Annotated in this window: 15 protein-coding genes; 2 read left to right on the top strand and 13 right to left on the bottom strand. The window is 72.0% G+C overall.

The window, feature by feature from the left end; all coding sequences use genetic code 11:
- Positions 1-94: 94 nt before the first annotated feature.
- From CLM62_RS45540 to hrcA, 10 genes are all read right to left on the bottom strand, one after another.
- Positions 95-1,447, bottom strand: a complete 1,353-nt coding sequence (locus tag CLM62_RS45540) for a glucarate dehydratase family protein (protein ID WP_373559247.1) — start codon at positions 1,445-1,447, stop codon at positions 95-97.
- A gap of 91 nt (positions 1,448-1,538) precedes the next feature.
- On the bottom strand, positions 1,539-2,531 hold the full coding sequence (locus tag CLM62_RS45545; RefSeq protein ID WP_095755775.1) for an adenosine deaminase: 993 nt from the start codon (positions 2,529-2,531) through the stop codon (positions 1,539-1,541).
- 20 nt (positions 2,532-2,551) lie between these two features.
- The gene (locus CLM62_RS45550; protein WP_095755776.1) at positions 2,552-3,457 is read right to left on the bottom strand and encodes a ribonuclease Z; all 906 of its coding nucleotides are present in this window, start codon (positions 3,455-3,457) and stop codon (positions 2,552-2,554) included.
- 20 nt (positions 3,458-3,477) lie between these two features.
- Positions 3,478-3,831 carry a histidine triad nucleotide-binding protein gene (locus CLM62_RS45555; RefSeq protein ID WP_095755777.1) on the bottom strand — a complete coding sequence of 118 codons (354 nt, stop codon included), beginning with the start codon at positions 3,829-3,831 and terminating at the stop codon, positions 3,478-3,480.
- A 154-nt stretch (positions 3,832-3,985) separates the two neighbouring features.
- Positions 3,986-7,207 carry a S41 family peptidase gene (locus CLM62_RS45560; RefSeq protein ID WP_095755778.1) on the bottom strand — a complete coding sequence of 1,074 codons (3,222 nt, stop codon included), beginning with the start codon at positions 7,205-7,207 and terminating at the stop codon, positions 3,986-3,988.
- 45 nt (positions 7,208-7,252) lie between these two features.
- A complete protein-coding gene (locus CLM62_RS45565) occupies positions 7,253-7,783 on the bottom strand; it encodes a hypothetical protein (RefSeq protein WP_095755779.1) in 531 nt (176 codons plus the stop codon).
- Positions 7,784-7,857: 74 nt separating this feature from the next.
- Positions 7,858-8,598, bottom strand: a complete 741-nt coding sequence (locus CLM62_RS45570) for a 16S rRNA (uracil(1498)-N(3))-methyltransferase (protein WP_095755780.1) — start codon at positions 8,596-8,598, stop codon at positions 7,858-7,860.
- Positions 8,598-9,680 carry a nitronate monooxygenase gene (locus tag CLM62_RS45575; protein ID WP_095755781.1) on the bottom strand — a complete coding sequence of 361 codons (1,083 nt, stop codon included), beginning with the start codon at positions 9,678-9,680 and terminating at the stop codon, positions 8,598-8,600. The genes CLM62_RS45570 and CLM62_RS45575 overlap by 1 nt, the downstream gene beginning before the upstream one ends.
- 270 nt (positions 9,681-9,950) lie before the next feature.
- Positions 9,951-11,087, bottom strand: coding sequence for a molecular chaperone DnaJ (gene dnaJ / locus CLM62_RS45580; protein ID WP_095755782.1), 1,137 nt, complete (start codon positions 11,085-11,087; stop codon positions 9,951-9,953).
- Positions 11,088-12,104 carry a heat-inducible transcriptional repressor HrcA gene (hrcA, locus tag CLM62_RS45585; protein ID WP_095755783.1) on the bottom strand — a complete coding sequence of 339 codons (1,017 nt, stop codon included), beginning with the start codon at positions 12,102-12,104 and terminating at the stop codon, positions 11,088-11,090.
- Between the two features lie 162 nt (positions 12,105-12,266).
- On the opposite strand from hrcA, the gene CLM62_RS45590 reads away from it, so the two are divergent.
- Positions 12,267-12,995 carry an MBL fold metallo-hydrolase gene (locus CLM62_RS45590; RefSeq protein WP_095755784.1) on the top strand — a complete coding sequence of 243 codons (729 nt, stop codon included), beginning with the start codon at positions 12,267-12,269 and terminating at the stop codon, positions 12,993-12,995.
- A 34-nt stretch (positions 12,996-13,029) separates the two neighbouring features.
- Complete coding sequence (locus CLM62_RS45595; RefSeq protein WP_095755785.1) at positions 13,030-13,842, top strand: DUF3097 domain-containing protein; 813 nt, start codon at positions 13,030-13,032, stop codon at positions 13,840-13,842.
- Here CLM62_RS45595 and CLM62_RS45600 read toward each other — a convergent pair.
- The 3 genes from CLM62_RS45600 to CLM62_RS45610 all read right to left on the bottom strand — a co-directional run.
- Positions 13,820-14,374 (bottom strand): Uma2 family endonuclease, encoded by a 555-nt coding sequence (locus tag CLM62_RS45600; RefSeq protein WP_095755786.1) that lies wholly within the window; start codon positions 14,372-14,374, stop codon positions 13,820-13,822. The two genes, CLM62_RS45595 and CLM62_RS45600, sit on opposite strands and share 23 nt — an antisense overlap.
- An 81-nt stretch (positions 14,375-14,455) precedes the next feature.
- A complete protein-coding gene (gene hemW, locus CLM62_RS45605; RefSeq protein WP_095755787.1) occupies positions 14,456-15,688 on the bottom strand; it encodes a radical SAM family heme chaperone HemW in 1,233 nt (410 codons plus the stop codon).
- 27 nt (positions 15,689-15,715) lie between these two features.
- The coding region (locus CLM62_RS45610; RefSeq protein ID WP_373559248.1) for a SpoIIE family protein phosphatase at positions 15,716-17,687 on the bottom strand (1,972 nt) is incomplete at its 5' end.

A 17,687-nucleotide genomic window follows, 5' to 3' on the forward strand; every position in this document is an offset into this window, starting at 1 on the left:
TGACAACAGTGCCGCGCTCATTACCGAACCGCACCTCGCGTGAGGTCGCCGCAGGGCCCGGGCGGGGGTCCCGGCAGCTCCCGGAGCCGCCCCGCTACCAGCGAGGGACCGACGGCGTGACCCACTCCGGGTCGGCGACCCGCATCGCCGCCGCGTCGTCGCGCTCGCGCAGCGAACCGTCGTCGTCGAGCCACCGCCGGTGCAGGAACTCCAGCTTGTCGCGGTCGAGTTCGACGCCTAGGCCGGGCGCGTCGGAGACGGTGACCTTGCCGTCGTCGAAGGTCAGCCGCTCGGTGAGGACGTCCTCCGACTGCCAGGGGTAGTGGGAGTCGCAGGCGTGGTGGAGGTTGGGGACGGTGGACGCGACGTGGGTCATCGCGGCCAGGCTGATCCCCAGGTGGGTGTTGGAGTGCATGGACACCCCGACGCCGAAGGTGCGGCAGATGGCGGCCAGTTGCTGGGTGTTGCGCAGCCCGCCCCAGTAGTGGTGGTCGGAGAGCACCACCTGGACGGCATCGCGGGTGAACGCCTCCTTGATCTCGGCGAAGGTCGTCACGCACATGTTGGTGGCGAGCGGCACGTCGGTGCCGGCGGCCACTTCGGCCATGGCGGGCGTGCCGAGCGCCGGGTCCTCCAGGTATTCGAGGACGTCCCCGAGCTCCTTCGCCACCTTCAGGGAAGTCTCCACACTCCAGGCGCCGTTGGGGTCCAACCGCAGCGGATGCCCGGGAAACGCCTCGGCCAGCGCCCGTACGGCCGCGATCTCCTCCTCCGGCGGGAAGACACCGCCCTTGAGCTTGAAGGAGGTGAAGCCGTACCGCTCCTTGAACTTCCGCGCCTGTTCGACGACCCCGGCCGGGTCGACGGCGGCACCCCAGTCGTCCTTCTCCGCCGTCACGCCCTCAGGGTGGTCGGCCCACTTGTAGAACAGGTACGCGCTGTACTCGACCGCGTCCCGCACCTTGCCGCCGAGCAGCGCGTGCACGGGCAGGCCGAGCGCCGTGCCGAGGGCGTCGAGGCAGGCGACCTCGAAGGCGGAGACGACGGACAGCCGCAGCTTGTCGGCGGTCTGGACGCCGCGCAGTCCGCCGACGTCGACCTGGCCCAAGACGCGGGAGTCGTCCACGGAGACTTCGTCGGCGATCAGGAACAGGCCGTTCAGATCACTGACTTGGCGTCCCTTGAGCTTCTCCGCGAACGGCCGGGCCAGCTCCAGGTACTTCGTGTCCCCGTACGTCTCCCCGACCCCCGTGATCCCCTCCGCCGTCACGACCTCCACGATCAGCCGGGGCGTGTACGGCTGGTGCACGCCCTGCGTGTTCAGCAGCGGCGGGTCGGCGACCAGGATCGGGGTCAGCCGTACGTCCGTAATGGCGAGGTTCACAGTGCGGCTCCTACGAGGTCGAGTCCGGTGGTCAGCAGCCGCTTCAGGTCGGCCAGGTGTCATCTCCCCATGTAGACGTCATCCATGTATGAAGATTGAGATTAGATAGGCGAACGTGGCCCCGTCCGCTGGGCGTGCCGCGCAGCGCGACGGGCTACCCGAACTCGTACGCCTCCACCTCGGCGAGGTACCTCCCCCGCCGCTCCTCGTCATGCTCCAGGAAGGACGCGACGAAGGAGTTGCGGGCCAGTTCACGCAACCCGTCCTCGTCCAGGCCCAGCGCCTGCCGCACCGCGTCGAAGTTGTCCCCGGCGTACCCGCCGAAGTAGGCCGGATCGTCGGAGTTCACCGTGCACAGCAGCCCGGCGTCGAGCATGGCCGGCAACGGGTGGTCGGCGAGGACGTCGACCGTGCGGAGCCGGACGTTGGAGAGGGGGCACAGGGTCAGCGGGACTCGGTCCCGGACCAGGCGGGCGACCAGCGCCTCGTCCTCCATGCACCGCAGCCCGTGGTCGATCCGCTCGACACCGAGCACGTCCAGCGCCTCGGTGATGTACTCCGGCGGCCCCTCCTCACCGGCGTGCGCCACGCGCCGCAGGCCCAGGGCGGCGGCGGCCTCGTACACCTCGCGGAACTTCACCGGCGGATGCCCGACCTCGGCCGAGTCGAGGCCGACGCCGACGATCCGGTCGAGGTACGGCCGGGCCGCCTGAAGGGTCTCCATGGCCGAGGCGGCGGACTCGTCGCGCAGGAAGCACATGATCAGCTGGGTGGAGACGCCGTGCGCGGCCTCGCTGTTCCCCAGCGCCCGCCACAGTCCTTCCACGACCGTGCCCATGCCGACGCCCCGCGCGATGTGGGCCTGCGGGTCGAAGAAGATCTCCGCGTGCCGGACGCCCTGCGCGGCGGCGCGGGCGAGGTAGGCGTTCGCGAGGTCCTCGAAGTCCCGCTCGGTGCGCAGGACGGCCATGAGCTCGTAGTACAGGTTCAGGAAGGACTGGAGGTCCTCGAACTGGTACGCCTTGCGCAGCTCGTCGGTGTCGGCGTACGGCAGCTCGACGCCGTTGCGGGCGGCCAGTTCGAAGGCCAGCTCCGGCTCCAGCGTGCCTTCGATATGGAGGTGCAGTTCTGCTTTGGGGAGGGGCATCGAAGCATCGTACGGCGGTTTCACCGACGCTTCGGGACCGGCACCCTCAGCAGATCGTGCGCGATGGTCAGCTCGCCCTGGAACCCGGCGGCCCGCGCCTGTCGCTCGAACTCGTCCGGCTCCAAGTAGCGCTGGCTGAAGTGGGTGAGCACGAGGTGCCGTACGCCGGCGTCCCGGGCGACGCGGGCCGCCTGAGCGGCCGTCAAGTGACCGTGCTCCACGGCCAGTGCCACGTCCTCGTCGAGGAACGTCGACTCGATGACCAGCATGTCGCAGCCCTCGGCCAGCGCGTGCACGCCGTCGCACAGCCGGGTGTCCATGACGAAGGCGAACCGCTGGCCGAGGCGCGTCTCGCTGACGTCCTGGAGGGAGACGCCGTTGAGTACGCCCTCGCGCTGGAGACGGCCGACGTCCGGGCCCTTGATGCCGTGCGCGGCGAGGCGGTCGGGCAGCATGCGGCGGCCGTCGGGCTCGATGAGGCGGTAGCCGTAGGACTCGACGGGGTGGGACAGCTTGCGGGCCTCCAGGGTGTAGCCGCCGGTCTCGGCGATCACCCCGTCCGACGCCACCGGTGCCTCGACCAACTCGACCGTCTCGCGGTAGGCGGTGGCGTACCGCAGCCGGTTGAAGAAGCGTTGCCCGGAGCGCGGGTAGTGGGCGGTGACCTCGTGCGGGACCTTGTCGAGGTTGATGCGCTGGATGACGCCCGCGAGGCCCAGGGAGTGGTCGCCGTGGAAGTGCGTGACGCAGATCCGGTTCAGGTCGTGGGCGGCGACCCCGGCGCGCAGCATCTGCCGCTGCGTGCCCTCGCCGGGGTCGAACAGGATGCCCTCGCCGTCCCAGCGCAGCAGGTAGCCGTTGTGGTTGCGGTGCCGGGTCGGGACCTGGCTGGCGGTGCCGAGGACGACCAGTTCACGTACGGACACGGTGGCTTACGTCCTTCGGGTCACCCGGGGGGCCACTGCATGCCGCGGCCGCCGAGGACGTGCGCGTGGGCGTGCCAGACGGTCTGGCCGGCGCCGCTGCCGGTGTTGAAGATGGTGCGGTAGCTCTCCAACTTGTCGTCGTCGGCGACGGCCTGGGTCTCTCGCAGGACGTCGGCGGCGAGTTCCGGGGCGCCGGTGGCGAGGGCGGCGGCGTTCTCGTAGTGCGCCTTGGGGATGACCAGGATGTGGGTGGGTGCCTGGGGGTTTATGTCCCGGAAGGCTACGGTCGTCTCGGTCTCGCGGACGATGGTCGCCGGGATCTGTCCCGCGACGATCTTGCAGAACAGGCAGTCGTCCTGGGGTTCCCCTGCCATACGGACTCCTCCGGAGGGTTGATCGAGTACGGGGGCATCGTAGTCGCCCCAGCTGCGGGCAGTCGTGCCGCTGGGGCGGCTCCCGACCCACAGAGAGCGGCACCCCGCAAGCGCCGGGCTGCGCGACCCACCCCTGCCCAGCCCCCTCGCCGGGTTACGGCAAAGCAGGCGGCACCTTGGCAGGCGTCTCCTCCAACGCCGCCAGCGCTATCCGCACCGCCTCGTCCAGCTGCGGATCCCGCCCGGCCCCGTAGTCCTGAGGCCGCTGCACCACCTCGACATCCGGATCCACCCCGTGGTTCTCCACCCCCCACTCATAACCCTCCAGCCAGAACGCGTACTTCGGCTGCGTGATCAGCGTCCCGTCGACCAACCGGTACCGGCTGTCGATCCCGATCACCCCGCCCCACGTCCGCGTACCGACCACCGGCCCGATCCCCAGCGCCTTGATCGCCGCGTTGACGATGTCCCCGTCGGAGCCGGAGAACTCGTTGGCGACGGCGACGACGGGCCCGCGGGGCGCGTCGCCCGGATAGCTGTACGGCCGCATCCCGCGCGGCACCGCCCAACCGACGATCCGGCGGGCCAGCTTCTCGACGATGAGCTGGGAGGTGTGCCCGCCGCGGTTCTCGCGGACGTCCACGACCAGGCCCTCGCGGGCCACCTCGACGCGCAGGTCACGGTGGATCTGGGCCCAGCCGGGCGCCTGCATGTCCGGCACGTGCAGGTAGCCCAGCCGTCCGCCGGACTTCTCGTGGACGTAGGCCCGCCGGTCCTCGACCCAGGCGTGGTACCGCAGCGGCTCCTCGTCGGCGGTCGGCACGACGACCGCGTGCCGTACCTCGCCCCCGCCGGCCGGCGAGATGGTGAGCTCGACCGGCTTGCCCGCCGTACCGACGAGGAGGGGGCCGGGGCCGGTCACCGGGTCGACCGGCACGCCGTTCACCGCGACGATCGCGTCCCCGGCGTGCACCGCGACGCCGGGTGCGGCGAGCGGGGAGCGGGCGTCCGGGTCGGAGGTCTCGGTCGGCAGGATGCGGTCGATGCGCCACTGTGCCGATCCCTGGGGGCCGTCCTCGTGGCGGGAGATGTCCGCACCGAGCAGTCCCTGCCGGGGTCCGCCGCCGTGTCCGCCGCGCGGGACGACGTAGGCGTGCGAGGTGCCGAGCTCGCCCTGGACCTCCCAGAGGAGATCGACGAGGTCGTCGTGGGTGGCGACGCGGTCCAGGACGGGGCGGTAGCGGTCGAGGACGCCGGTCCAGTCGACGCCGTTCATGTCCGGCCGCCAGAAGTGGTCCCGCATGACGCGGCCGGTCTCCTCGTACATCTGCCGCCACTCGGCCGCCGGGTCGACGGTCTGCCGGACCCTGCTGAGGTCGACGGTGATGTTCGTGTCGCTGTCGTCGTCGTTCGAGGCGCGCCGGTCGCTGGGCACGACCTTGAGGCGGCCGTCGGTCCAGAGCAGGACCCGTTTGCCGTCGCCGCTGACCTGGAAGTGGTCGGCGTCGGCGGCGAGATGCTCGATGCGCTGCTGGGCGAGGTCGTAGCGCTCCAGCTCGGTCTGCGGGTCCGGGTCGTCCGGGGTGGCCCGGGAGGAGCCGAGGACACCCCGCACGGGATGCCGCAGCCACAGCACGCCGTCCTTCGCCGCGCGCAGGTTGGAGTAGCGGGCCGCCTCGACCGGGAACGGCACGATCCGGTCGGCGAGGCCTTCGAGGTCGATACGGGTGGCCGGGGTGCCCTCGCTGTCGGGTGTCTCGTCCTTGTCCGGTGCCTCGAAGGGGCGGCCGTGCCGCTGCGGGCCGAACGGCGAGGGCGTGGTCGCGGCCAGCGTGATCAGGTGCGGGCGGTCGCCGACGACGAAGGCCAGGTCGAAGACGTGCTCGTCGTAGACCGGGTCGAAGGAGCGGTTGGAGAGGAAGGCGAGGTGCTTGCCGTCGAGGGTGAACGCCGGCGCGTAGTCCTGGAAGCGCAGCGGGGTCGCCTCGGTGACCGACAGGTCGGTGGTGTTGGCGAGCCGCAGTTGGCGCAGCGGGCGCGGGCCGGGGTGCGACCAGGCGAGCCAGGCGGAGTCGGGCGAGAAGACCAGCCCCGTGACGTCTCCCTCTTCGCTGCGGTCGACCTCGCGGACCTCGCCTGTCTCGCGTTCGACGAGCAGCACGCGTCCGTCGTGCGCGGCAACGGCGGCCCGGCTGCCGTCGGGCGCCATGGCGAGTCCGAGGACGCGGCCGAGCTGTCCGGAGGCGAGGCGGCGCGGGGTGGCGCCGGGGGCGAGGCCGGTGGCGGGCGCGAACTCCAGGGCGTCGTCGCCCTCCGCGTCCGTCACCCACACCACCCACTCCTCGCGCTCCACGCGGAAGGTGCGCGGGAGCCGGGCCCGTACGCCGGGTTCGGCGGCGAGCGCGCGGGCCGGTCCGGAGCGGTGGGTGACCCAGTGGACGGCACCGCGCACGGCGACCGCGCTGCCGCGCGCGGTGTGGTCGGGGGCGGCGGACCCGAACCAGCGGGAGGCGTTCGCCTGGAACGGCTGCCGGTCGGTGTGCTGCCCGCCGAGCCGGATGTCGAGCCGACGGGGTTCGGCGCCGTCGAGGTCGTCCAGGATCCACAGTTCACCGGCGCTGGCGTAGACGACCCGGGTGCCGTCACCGGCGGCGTGCCGGGCGTAGAAGCCGTCGAGGGGGGTGTGCCGTCGTAGATCGGACCCGTCCGCGAGGGAGGAGTACAGCGCGCCGACGCCCTCGTGGTCGGACAGGAAGGCGATCCGCTCCCCCGCCCACAAGGGGTACTCGAGGTTTCCGTCCAGCTCTGCGTGCAGCCGTACGAACTCGCCGTCGCCCTCGCGGTCGATCCACAGCTTGCCCGCCGTACCGCCCCGGTACCGCTTCCACCAGGCGGCTTCCCGGCCCATGGGCGCCGACAGCAGGACGGCCGCCGGGCCGTGGGCGACATGGCCGACGGGGCCGTACGGCAGGATCGTGGACGGTCCGCCGTCGAGCGGGACGGCGTGCGCCCAGCTGCGGCGCAGGCTCGCCTGGCCGTAGGTGCTGATGGCGAGGACCTGTCCGTCCGGCGTCCAGTCGCGCACCTGGGTGCGGTTGCTGCCCCAGTGCGTCAGGCGCTTGGCGGGGCCGCCGTCGACCGGGGCGATGTGCACCTCGGGCGCGCCGTCGCGGGTGGAGGTCCAGGCGACGGTGGTGCCGTCGGGCGAGATGCGGGGGTGGGTCACCGGCACGTTGTCGGCACTGACCCGCCAGGCCCGCCCGCCGTCCAGGGGCGCGAGCCACACGTCGTCCTCGGCGGTGAAGGCGACCAACTCGCCTCGCAGGTGCGGAAACCGGAGATACGAAGAAGACCCCGTCGTTGCTGGCTGTGTCACCCGATCACCCTATGCACGCCCGGCGACCTGGGACAGGGGTTTGGATCACTTGCCCTCGGGCCAGCACTCGGGTGCCTTCTGGCAGTAGACGGTCTTGGTGACGGTCACCGTGACGGTCGGCCCGGGCTGCCCCGGGTTGTTGACGGGCGGGGTGGTCTTCGCGTCGCAGTTCCCCAGCCCCTCCACGTGGAACCACTGCTTGCCGTCGATCTTGGCGGTGAGGTCCCCGCGGACACACGCGCCGCTGACCGCACGGGTCACCTTGCCGGTGACGGTGATGTCCTTGCCGTCGTCCGTCTGACCCTCGCAGTCGACCTCGGCGACGGCGTTCTCGGTCGCGGTCGGCGTCGAGGCGCCGTCCCCGTACGAGGCCGTGCAGGTGAGCCAGCGCACGTCGGCCTTCTGCCGCTCCAGCTCGTCCGTCACGGTCTGGTCGGTCGTGTACGCCACAGTCGCGGAGTTCAGCCCGGCCGGGTCACAGGCGACCGCTCCCCCCACCGTGAGCCCCGCGAAAGCCACCGCGACCGCCACGCGCCGCCCACGCGGCCGACGCCAGATCCGCCTCAACGCCCCCATGCACGGCAGCCTGCCACCGCCGCGCCCGCCGCGGTAGGGCGCATACGGTCACCCCACGCGCCGTTCTCCCGACATCAGGACCAGCGGCCCGAGCGGCCGAGGAGCAGGGCGGTCGCCGCGGTCCCGGCGGTCGACGTACGCAGCACGGTGGGCCCCAGCCGGTAGGCCTTCGCGCCGGCCTCCTCGAAGAGCGCCAGCTCCTCGGGGGAGACGCCGCCTTCGGGACCGACGACGAGCACGATCTCGCCGCGGTCGGGCAGTTCGGCGGTGGCCAGGGGTTCTTCGCCGCTCTCGTGGAGTACGGCGGCGAAGTCGGCTTTGGCGAGAAGTGCGGCAACCTCTTTGGCCGTCGCCGCGTCCGCGATCTCCGGGAAGCGGACCCGACGGGACTGCTTGCCGGCCTCGCGGGCCGTGGCGCGCCACTTGGCGAGGGCCTTCTGGCCGCGTTCGCCCTTCCACTGGGTGATGCAGCGAGCGGCGGCCCACGGCACGATCGCGTCGACGCCGGTCTCGGTCATCGTCTCGACGGCCAGCTCGCCGCGGTCGCCCTTGGGGAGAGCCTGGACGACGGTGATGCGGGGCGACTGAGGGGGTTCCTCGGACACGCCGGTCATGTGGACGATCAGCCGGTCCTTGCCCTCGGCGCCGATCACCTCGCACTCGGCCCAGCGTCCGGCGCCGTCGGTGAGGACGACTGTCTCCCCCGGCCGCAGCCGCTTCACGGAGACGGCGTGCCGTCCCTCGGGGCCGTCGAGCACGTACTGCCCGGCTCCGCCCGCACGGAAGTGCTCGACGACGAACACCGGCGCGGTCATCAGACGCCCCCCGCCTGGTGAAACATCGACAACGCCGTCCTGGCGTCGGCGAGTTCACCGGCCAGCACCTCCACCAGCTGCCCCGCCGGCAGTTCGCGGGCCATACGGTGCCCCTGTCCCGCCCACAGCGCCATGCCCTGCGCGTCGCCCGCCTTGGCGGCCGCCTTGCGCAGCGGTGAGGTGAGGTGGTGGATCTCGGGGTAGGCGGCGGGCGCGTACGGGCCGTGCTCGCGCAGGAACCGGTTGACCAGGCCGCGGGCCGGGCGGCCGGAGAAGGCGCGGGTCAGCTCCGTACGGACGTACAGGGGGTTGGTCAGCGCCTGCTTGTGCACGGTGTTCGCGCCGGACTCGGGCGTGGCGAGGAATGCCGTGCCGAGCTGCGCCGCGCTCGCGCCCGCGGCGAGGGCGGCGGCGATCTGGCTGCCGCGCATGATGCCGCCGGCGGCGACGATCGGGATGCGCACGGTCTCCCGGACCTGGGCGATCAGGGAGAGGAGTCCGATGCCGGAGCCGTCGTTCTCCGGGATGTCACGGTGGGTGCCCTGGTGGCCGCCGGCCTCCACGCCCTGCGCGATCACCGCGTCGGCGCCCGCCCGCTCGACGGCGAAGGCCTCCTCGGCGGTGGTCGCGGTGACCAGGGTGAAGGTGCCGGCCCGACGCAGTGAGTCCAGTACGTCAGGGCTCGGCGCGCCGAAGTGGAAGGAGACCACCGGTACCGGGTTGTCGAGCAGGACGGCGAGCTTGGCCTCGTAGCCGTCGTCGCGGCCGCTTTCGGGGTCGCCGAGCTCGGTGTCGTACCAGGCGGCCTCGCCGGCCAGCTGGTGGGCGTAGACGTCCACGGCGGCGGGGTCGGCGTACTCGGGCTGCGGGAGGAAGAGGTTCACGCCGAAGGGGCGGGCCGTGAGGCTCCGCAACTGCTTGATCTCCTGGTACAGCCCGTCGGCCGTCTTGTACCCGGCGGCGAGGAACCCCAGCCCGCCGGCCTCGCACACGGCCGCGGCGAGCGTCGGCACGGAGACGCCGCCCGCCATGGGGGCCTGCACGATCGGATAGGGGAAGAGATCGGTCAGTGCGGAGGACATGACGGCATGTTGTCACGTCCTCCGAACAAGTCCGAATCGAACCTTCCCTTTGGCATAGGCCAGCTGCAACTAGCCCGTCAGGCGTTTGCGAGGGTCACTTCTTGGCCGACCGAGTCGAGTGGTGGGCGGGCATAGGCCCGGGGGTCCAGGGGGCGGAGCCCCCTGGCGGGGTCGAAGGGGCGGAGCCCCTGGGGACGGGACGGGAAGGGGCGGCGGGGGCGCTGCATCCATCAGCGGCTCCGCCGCGGGCAGCCGCCCGCAGCCACCCCGTCAGCGCCCGTTGAACGCATCCTTCAACCGCGAGAACAACCCCTGCTGCCCCGGCTGGAACTGCCCCTGCGGCCGCTCCTCGCCCCGCAGCTTGGCCAGCTCGCGCAGCAACCGCTCCTGCTCGGGGTCGAGCTTGGTCGGGGTCTGGACCTCGACGTGGACGATCAGGTCGCCCCGCCCACCGCCGCGCAGATGCGTGACGCCCCGCCCGTGCAGCGGGATCGACTGGCCGGACTGGGTTCCGGGCCGGATGTCGACCTCCTCCAGGCCGTCCAGCGTCTCCAGCGGAACCTTGGTACCGAGGGACGCCGCGGTCATCGGGAGCGTGACCGTGCAGTGCAGATCGTCGCCGCGCCGCTGGAACTGCGAGTGCGGCAGCTCGTGGATCTCGACGTACAGGTCACCGGCGGGACCGCCGCCGGGTCCGACCTCGCCCTCGCCCGCGAGCTGGATGCGGGTGCCGTTGTCGACACCGGCGGGGATCTTGACCGTGAGCGTACGGCGGGACCGTACGCGCCCGTCGCCCGCGCACTCGGGGCACGGCGTCGGGACGACCGTGCCGAAGCCCTGGCACTGCGGGCACGGACGCGAGGTCATGACCTGGCCCAGGAAGGACCGCGTCACCTGCGACACCTCACCGCGGCCGCGGCACATGTCGCAGGTCTGCGCGGAGGTCCCCGGCGCCGCGCCCTCACCACTACAGGTGGTGCAGACGATCGCCGTGTCGACCTGGATGTCCTTCGTCGTACCGAAGGCCGCCTCGTCGAGCTCGACCTCCAGCCGGATCATCGCGTCCTGGCCGCGCCGGGTGCGCGAACGCGGACCCCGCTGGGACGCCGTACCGAAGAAGGCGTCCATGATGTCGGAGAAGTTCCCGAAGCCACCGGCCCCGAAGCCGCCCGCGCCCGCGCCGGCCGCCTGCGAGAGCGGGTCGCCGCCGAGGTCGTAGACCTGCTTCTTCTGCGGGTCCGACAGCACCTCGTAAGCGGCGTTGATCTCCTTGAACCGCTCCTGGGTCTTCGGATCGGGGTTGACGTCCGGGTGCAGCTCGCGCGCGAGCCGCCGGAAGGCCTTCTTGATCTCTTCCTGCGACGCGTCGCGACGCACGCCGAGAACGGCGTAATAGTCCGTGGCCACTTACGACTCCGCCAGGATCTGTCCGACGTACCGTGCCACTGCGCGTACCGCTCCCATCGTTCCCGGGTAATCCATGCGGGTCGGTCCGACCACGCCGAGCTTGGCGACTGCCTCGTTGCCCGAACCGTAGCCGACCGACACCACGGACGTGGAGTTGAGTCCCTCGTAGGCGTTCTCGTGACCGATGCGTACGGTCATGCCCGAATCCCCCGCCTCGCCAAGGAGTTTGAGGAGCACGACCTGCTCCTCCAGGGCCTCCAGGACGGGCCGGATGGTGAGGGGAAAGTCATGTCCGAAGCGGGTCAGATTGGCGGTGCCGCCGATCATCAGCCGCTCCTCGTTCTCCTCGACCAGCGTCTCCAGCAGGGTGGAGAGGACGGTCGAGACCGTGCCGCGGTCCTCTATGTCGAAGCCTTCGGGAAGGTCCTCGACGAGCCTCGGCACATCGGTGAAGCGCCGCCCCGCGACCCGGCTGTTGAGCCGGGCCCGCAGATCGGCCAGGGAGGCCTCGCCGAACGGCGCCGGGCAGTCGATCATCCGCTGCTCGACCCGCCCCGTGTCCGTGATCAGCACGAGCATCACGCGCGCGGGGGCGAGCGACAGCAGCTCGACGTGCCGCACCGTCGACCGCGTGAGCGACGGGTACTGCACGACGGCGACCTGCCGTGTGAGCTGCGCGAGCAGCCGTACGGTCCGCGCCACCACATCGTCGAGATCGACGGCACCGTCGAGGAAGTTCTGGATCGCACGCCGCTCGGGCGGGCTCATCGGCTTGACGCCTGCCAGCTTGTCGACGAAGAGCCGGTAGCCCTTGTCCGTGGGGATCCGCCCGGCGCTGGTGTGCGGCTGGGCGATGTACCCCTCGTCCTCCAGGGCGGCCATGTCGTTGCGCACGGTCGCCGGGGACACGCCGAGGTTGTGCCGCTCGGTGAGTGCCTTGGACCCGACGGGCTCCTCGGTGCCGACATAGTCCTGGACGATGGCGCGCAGCACCTGAAGCCGTCGTTCACTCAGCATCGCGCACACCTCCAGAAGTCGTCCCCTCGGCGCCTGGCCTGGCACTCTTCACAGCCGAGTGCCAACGTTCCCCGGCCCAGTGTACGGCCGTGGGGTACGCCCCGGGCAAGGGCGGTCCTGCGTGGCCGTGCCTGGACGTGCTGTCTTGGCTAGCGTCGCGGTATGACGGTGACTTGGGAAGAGCTCGGGTGGGAGCGGTTGGCGGCCGGGGTGGGCCGGTGCCGGCTTCCCGGCTGGGACTGCACGGTGGGGCTGGTCGTCGGGCAGGGCACGGCCTTGCTGATCGATGCGGGGTCGAGCCTCGGGGAGGGCGCGCGGCTGCGGGCTCAGGCGGAGGCGTTCACCGGTCACCGTGTGACTCATCTCGCGCTCACGCACCCCCATTTCGATCACGTCTTCGGGGCGGCGGCGTTCGCGGGGGCGGAGGTGTTCGGCGCGGTGGGCATCGACACGGTGTTCACCGCCCGGCACGCGCGCGAGGGGCTGCGCGCGGACGCGGTACGCAACGGCCTGGAGGCCGACTCGGCGGACGAGGCGATGGAGTCACTCACGCCACCCCGCCATCACGTCTCCGGCGAGTGGACCCTCGACCTGGGCGGCGGCCGCCAGGTCCTGCTGGCGAACGTCGGCCCGGGCCACACGGCCCACGACCTCGCGGTCCTGGTACCGGGCGCCCCGGAGGTCGTCTTCTGCGGCGACCTGGTCGAGGAGTCCGGCGAACCGCAGGCGGGCCCCGACGCCGTACCGTCGCACTGGCCTGCCGCGCTGGACCGGCTGCTGGACCTGGGCGGCGAGGACGCGCTGTACGTGCCCGGTCACGGAGCAGTGGTGGACGCGGCGTTCGTACGGGCGCAGCGGGACGCGTTGGCGACGCGTTTCGGCGTGTCGTGAGCACGCGCCGACCGCTTCTCCTATCGTCACCCGAATGCGCCAGTACTCCGCCGATCTGACTCCTCCCTGGAAGAAGCCGAAGCCCGTCCCCGAGGTCGCGGCGGAGCCCGGCCTGGTGGTGGAGGAGCCCGGCACCGGCTTCTGCGGCGCGGTGATCCGCTGCGAGGCGGGCACGGTCACCCTGGAGGACCGCTTCGGCAAGCACCGGGTGTTCCCCCTGGAGCCTCGGGGGTTCCTGCTGGAGGGCCGGGTGGTGACGCTCGTCCGGCCGTCGTCGGCGGCTCCGGTACGTCCCACCCGTACGGCCTCCGGTTCGGTCGCCCTCCCCGGCGCACGCGCGCGCGTGGCCCGCGCCGGGCGCATCTACGTCGAGGGCCGGCACGACGCCGAACTGGTCGAGAAGGTGTGGGGCGACGACCTGCGCATCGAGGGCGTGGTCGTGGAGTACCTGGAGGGCGTGGACGACCTGCCGTCAATCGTGGCCGATTTCGCACCGGGTCCGGATGCGCGGTTGGGCGTCCTGGTGGACCACTTGGTGCCGGGCACGAAGGAGTGGCGGATCGCGGAGGCGGTGACGAGCGAGCACGCGCTGGTGGTGGGCCACCCGTACATCGACATCTGGGAGGCGGTGAAGCCGTCGTCCCTGGGGATTCCGGGGTGGCCCCGGGTGCCGCGCGGGCAGGACTGGAAGACGGGGGTGTGCCGGGCGCTGGGGTGGCCGGAAAACACCGGGGCGGTGTGGCAGGGGATTCTGGGGCGGGTGGGGTCTTACAAGGATCTGGAGCCGGAGTTGTTGGGGCGGGTGGAGGAGTTGATCGACTTCGTTACGGCCAGCGGTGAGGCTTGACGTTCTTGTAGGTGTCGAAAACTGTGGTGTCCAGCTCGACGCCGAGGGCTTCCAGCGGCATGAGAGCACCGAACTTGGTTTTCCGCTGCAACTGGTACTCCGCGTCCTCGCCGTCGCCGGTCGGCTCAGCGAATAGCACGCACTGGGCCATGATGGGGTCGATGATCAGATAGGCGGGCACCTTTGCCGCCGCGTAGATCGAGCGCTTCACGCCGTAGTTGCGGTCGACACTGGTGTTGGAGACGACCTCCACCAACGCAGTGATGGTTGCGGACGGCATCAGCGCCCCGTGATCCGGTGCAGCGCCACGCTCGATCACCACAAGGTCGGGCACGGGCGCGCTGACACCGTCGAGCATGTCGACGCACAAGGTCTGAAGCCGGGACCAGCGCTTCCTCGGAATCTGGTCCACTGCCTCCATGACGTTCCCGTTGTGCACCAGATCCGGACTGGGCGACAGTACGATCTCGCCGCACAGCAGCTCGGCCCTGACGCCCTCGGGAGGCTCGAGCTCCTCGAAAAACTTGATCATTCCGCGATCGTTCACAGCGGCACCCTAGGAATCTGAGCCCCGCCGAACCGGCGTTCCGCACCGAATCACCCGCCCGAGTGATCAATCCACGAGGTCCCTGACCACCGCATCCGCCAGCAACCGCCCCCGAAGCGTGAGTACCGCGCGCCCTTCCCCGTACGGCCCTTCCTGGAGGAGTCCGTCGGACAGGGCCCGGCGGGAAGCCCGGAGGCCTTCCTCCCGCAGCAACTCCAACGGCACCCCCTCCCGAAGCCGCAGCTCCAGCAGAATCCGCTCCACCCTGCGGTCCTCCTCAGACAGCAGCTCCCGCCCCGCCCCCGGCGACCGCCCCGCCGCCAGCGCCGCCGCGTACGCCCCCGGATGCTTCACGTTCCACCACCGCACCCCGCCCACATGGCTGTGCGCTCCCGGCCCCGCGCCCCACCAGTCGGCGCCCCGCCAGTACAGCTCGTTGTGCAGGCAGCGGCCGGATTCCGACGTCGCCCAGTTCGACACCTCGTACCACTCGAAGCCCGCCGCCGACAGAGCCGACTCCGCGATCAGGTACCGGTCCGCGTGCACGTCGTCGTCCGTCATGGGGACCTCGCCCCGCCGGATCCGCCGCGCCAGCTGCGTACCCTCCTCGACGATCAGCGCGTACGCCGAGACGTGGTCCGGACCGGCGCCCAGCGCCGCCTCCAGCGACGCCCGCCAGTCGTCGTCCGACTCCCCCGGCGTGCCGTAGATCAGGTCCAGGTTCACGTGCTCGAAGCCAGCCGCCCGCGCCTCCGCCACGCACGCCTCCGGACGCCCCGGCGTGTGCGTGCGGTCCAGGACCTTCAGCACGTGCTGCTTCGCGCTCTGCATCCCGAAGGAGATCCGGTTGAAGCCGCCCTGCCGGAGAACCGCCAGATACGCCGGATCCACCGACTCCGGGTTCGCCTCTGTCGTGACCTCCGCGTCCGCCGCCAGCCCGAACTCGTCGCGGATCGCCCCCAGCATCCGTACGAGATCGCCCGCGGCCAGCAGCGTGGGCGTACCGCCGCCCACGAACACCGTGCGCACCGGGCGCGGGTCGTCGCCGAGGACCTTGCGGGCCAGGCGGATCTCGTCGATCAGGGTGTCCGCGTAGTTGTCGCGGGAGGCGAGGACGCCGCCCGTGCCGCGCAGCTCGGTCGCCGTGTAGGTGTTGAAGTCGCAGTAGCCGCAGCGGGTCGCGCAGTACGGGACGTGCAGGTAGAAGCCGAGCGGGCGGTCGGCGGCCCCGGCGAGCGCGGACGCGGGGAGGGCGCCGTCGTCGGGGACGGGCTCGCCGTCGGGGAGTGCGGAAGGCATGCCTTCATTGTCCAGCACCCACCATGGTTACTCCGCCTGCAGGACCAGCAGCGCCAGGTCGTCCTCCGGCGGCCGTACCCCGAACTCGTGCACCAGTCGCTTGATGCGCTCCGCGATCAGCTCCGCGTCCAGCCCCGCGCACCCCTCCAGCGCCGCCGCGAGCCCGTCCTCGTCGTCGAACTGGCGGGATCCGCTGCGTCGCTCGGTCACCCCGTCCGTCACGCACAGCAGGCTGTCGCCGGACCGCAGCTCGAAGGTCTCGCTGGTGTACGTCGCGTCCTCGATGACCCCGAGGAGGGTCTGCGGCTGCGCGGCCGTACAGACCTCGCCGCCCGCCCCGAGGAGCAGCGGCAGAGGATGTCCGGCGGAGGCGAGGGTGCACCGCACGCCGCCGTCGAAGGGGACCAGCTCGCCGTAGAGGAGAGAGAGGAAGCGGGTCTGCGGGCCGTCCCCGGGGCCCGTCGGCCGGCCGCCCGCGGACGCCAGCGCGCGGGCGGCGGCGTCCGCGGCCTCCGTCGCGTCGTCGAGGAGCAGCTGGTTGAGGCGGTCGAGGACGTCGGCGACGCGGTAACCCTCGCGGGCCAGCAGCCGCAGCCAGGGCCGCGCGAGGCCGATCACTACGGCGGCCTCGGGTCCCTTGCCCTGGACGTCGCCCACGGCGAAGCACCAGCGGCCGTCGCCGGCCGGGAAGAGGTCGTAGAAGTCGCCGCTGGGCCCGCCCTTGTCGCACGGCTCGTAGACCAGGGCGCTGCGCATCCCGGGGATCTCGGCGACCGCGCCGGGCAGCAGACCGCGCTGCAGTACGGCGCTGATGGTGGCCTGCCGCGCGTACTGGCGGGCGGCGCTGATGGCGAGCGCGACCCGGCGGCTGAGGTCCTCCACGAGCCCGGTGATCTCGTCGGGGAACCGGTCGGGCCCGGACCGTCCGATGACCAGGGTGCCGAGCGGGCGGCCGCCGGCCGTCAGCCGGTAGGCGAGCGCGCAGCCGTGCGTGCCGTGCGGGCCCAGCGCCTCGCCGGGCCAGGGGAAGCGGGCGGGTCCGGACCGGAACGCGTCGGACGGGTGCGGCGGCTCCTTCTCCAGGGCCCGGCGCAGCTCCTCGATGCGGTTCTCGCTGCTGTGCCACACCCGGGCGAGCCGCGGCCCGGTACCGCCGGCCCCGTCGGCGGCCCAGCCACCGCGGCCGGTGACCTCGTCCTCCAGCCACACCGCGCACCAGTCGGCCAGCCGGGGCACGATCAGCTGTCCGGCGAGGGCGGCCACCAGGTTCTCGTCGAGCTGCCCGGCGAGCAGGTCGGAGGCCTCGGCGAGGAAGGACAGGGCGCCGCGGCCGAGCCAGTCCCGGTCGCGCTCGGCGCGATGCGGGTACCCCCGCTCGGGCGCGGTCGACAGTGGGGGAGGCTCGGGGGCGAGTATCCCGGCGACGCGCAGCCCGCGCTCGAGGGCGCGCTCCCCGGCGTACGCCTGGATCCCGTCGGCGGCCTCCTTGCCCTCGGCGGGCAGCCGCGCCCACACGGTCTTGGCGCCGGTGCGGTAGGTGATGCCCCAGGACTCGGCGAGCGCGGCGACGAGCCGCAGGCCGCGCCCGAACTCCGGGGTGTCGTACGGCGGTTCGGCCGGGCCGTCGCGCGGGGCGCGGGAGGGGTGGTGGTCCAGGACCTCGACGACGAGGGCTCCGGTCTCCGGCTCCAGCCGGCAGTCCAGCTCGACGTCGGTGCCCGCGTGCACGATGGCGTTGGTGACGAGTTCGCTGACCACGAGCAGGGCGTCGTCGGCCAGGCGGTCGGTGAGGTGCTCGGCGCCGGGCAGGCCGCGTTCGGCCCACTCGGCGAGCGTGGCGCGCAGGAGTGCGCGGGCGGCGCCGGGCGCGAAAGGGCTTCCGGGCAGGGTCGCGTGCGCCTCGGCGCGAGGGGGTGCGTCGGCGTGTGGTGGCGTATCGGGGTTGCTGTTGCTGCGCTTCGGCGCGTCGGCACGGGCATGCGCCCCGGCGTGCGCGGGC

This window comes from Streptomyces sp. SA15 (assembly GCF_002291145.1).
Taxonomy (GTDB): Bacteria; Actinomycetota; Actinomycetes; order Streptomycetales; family Streptomycetaceae; genus Streptomyces.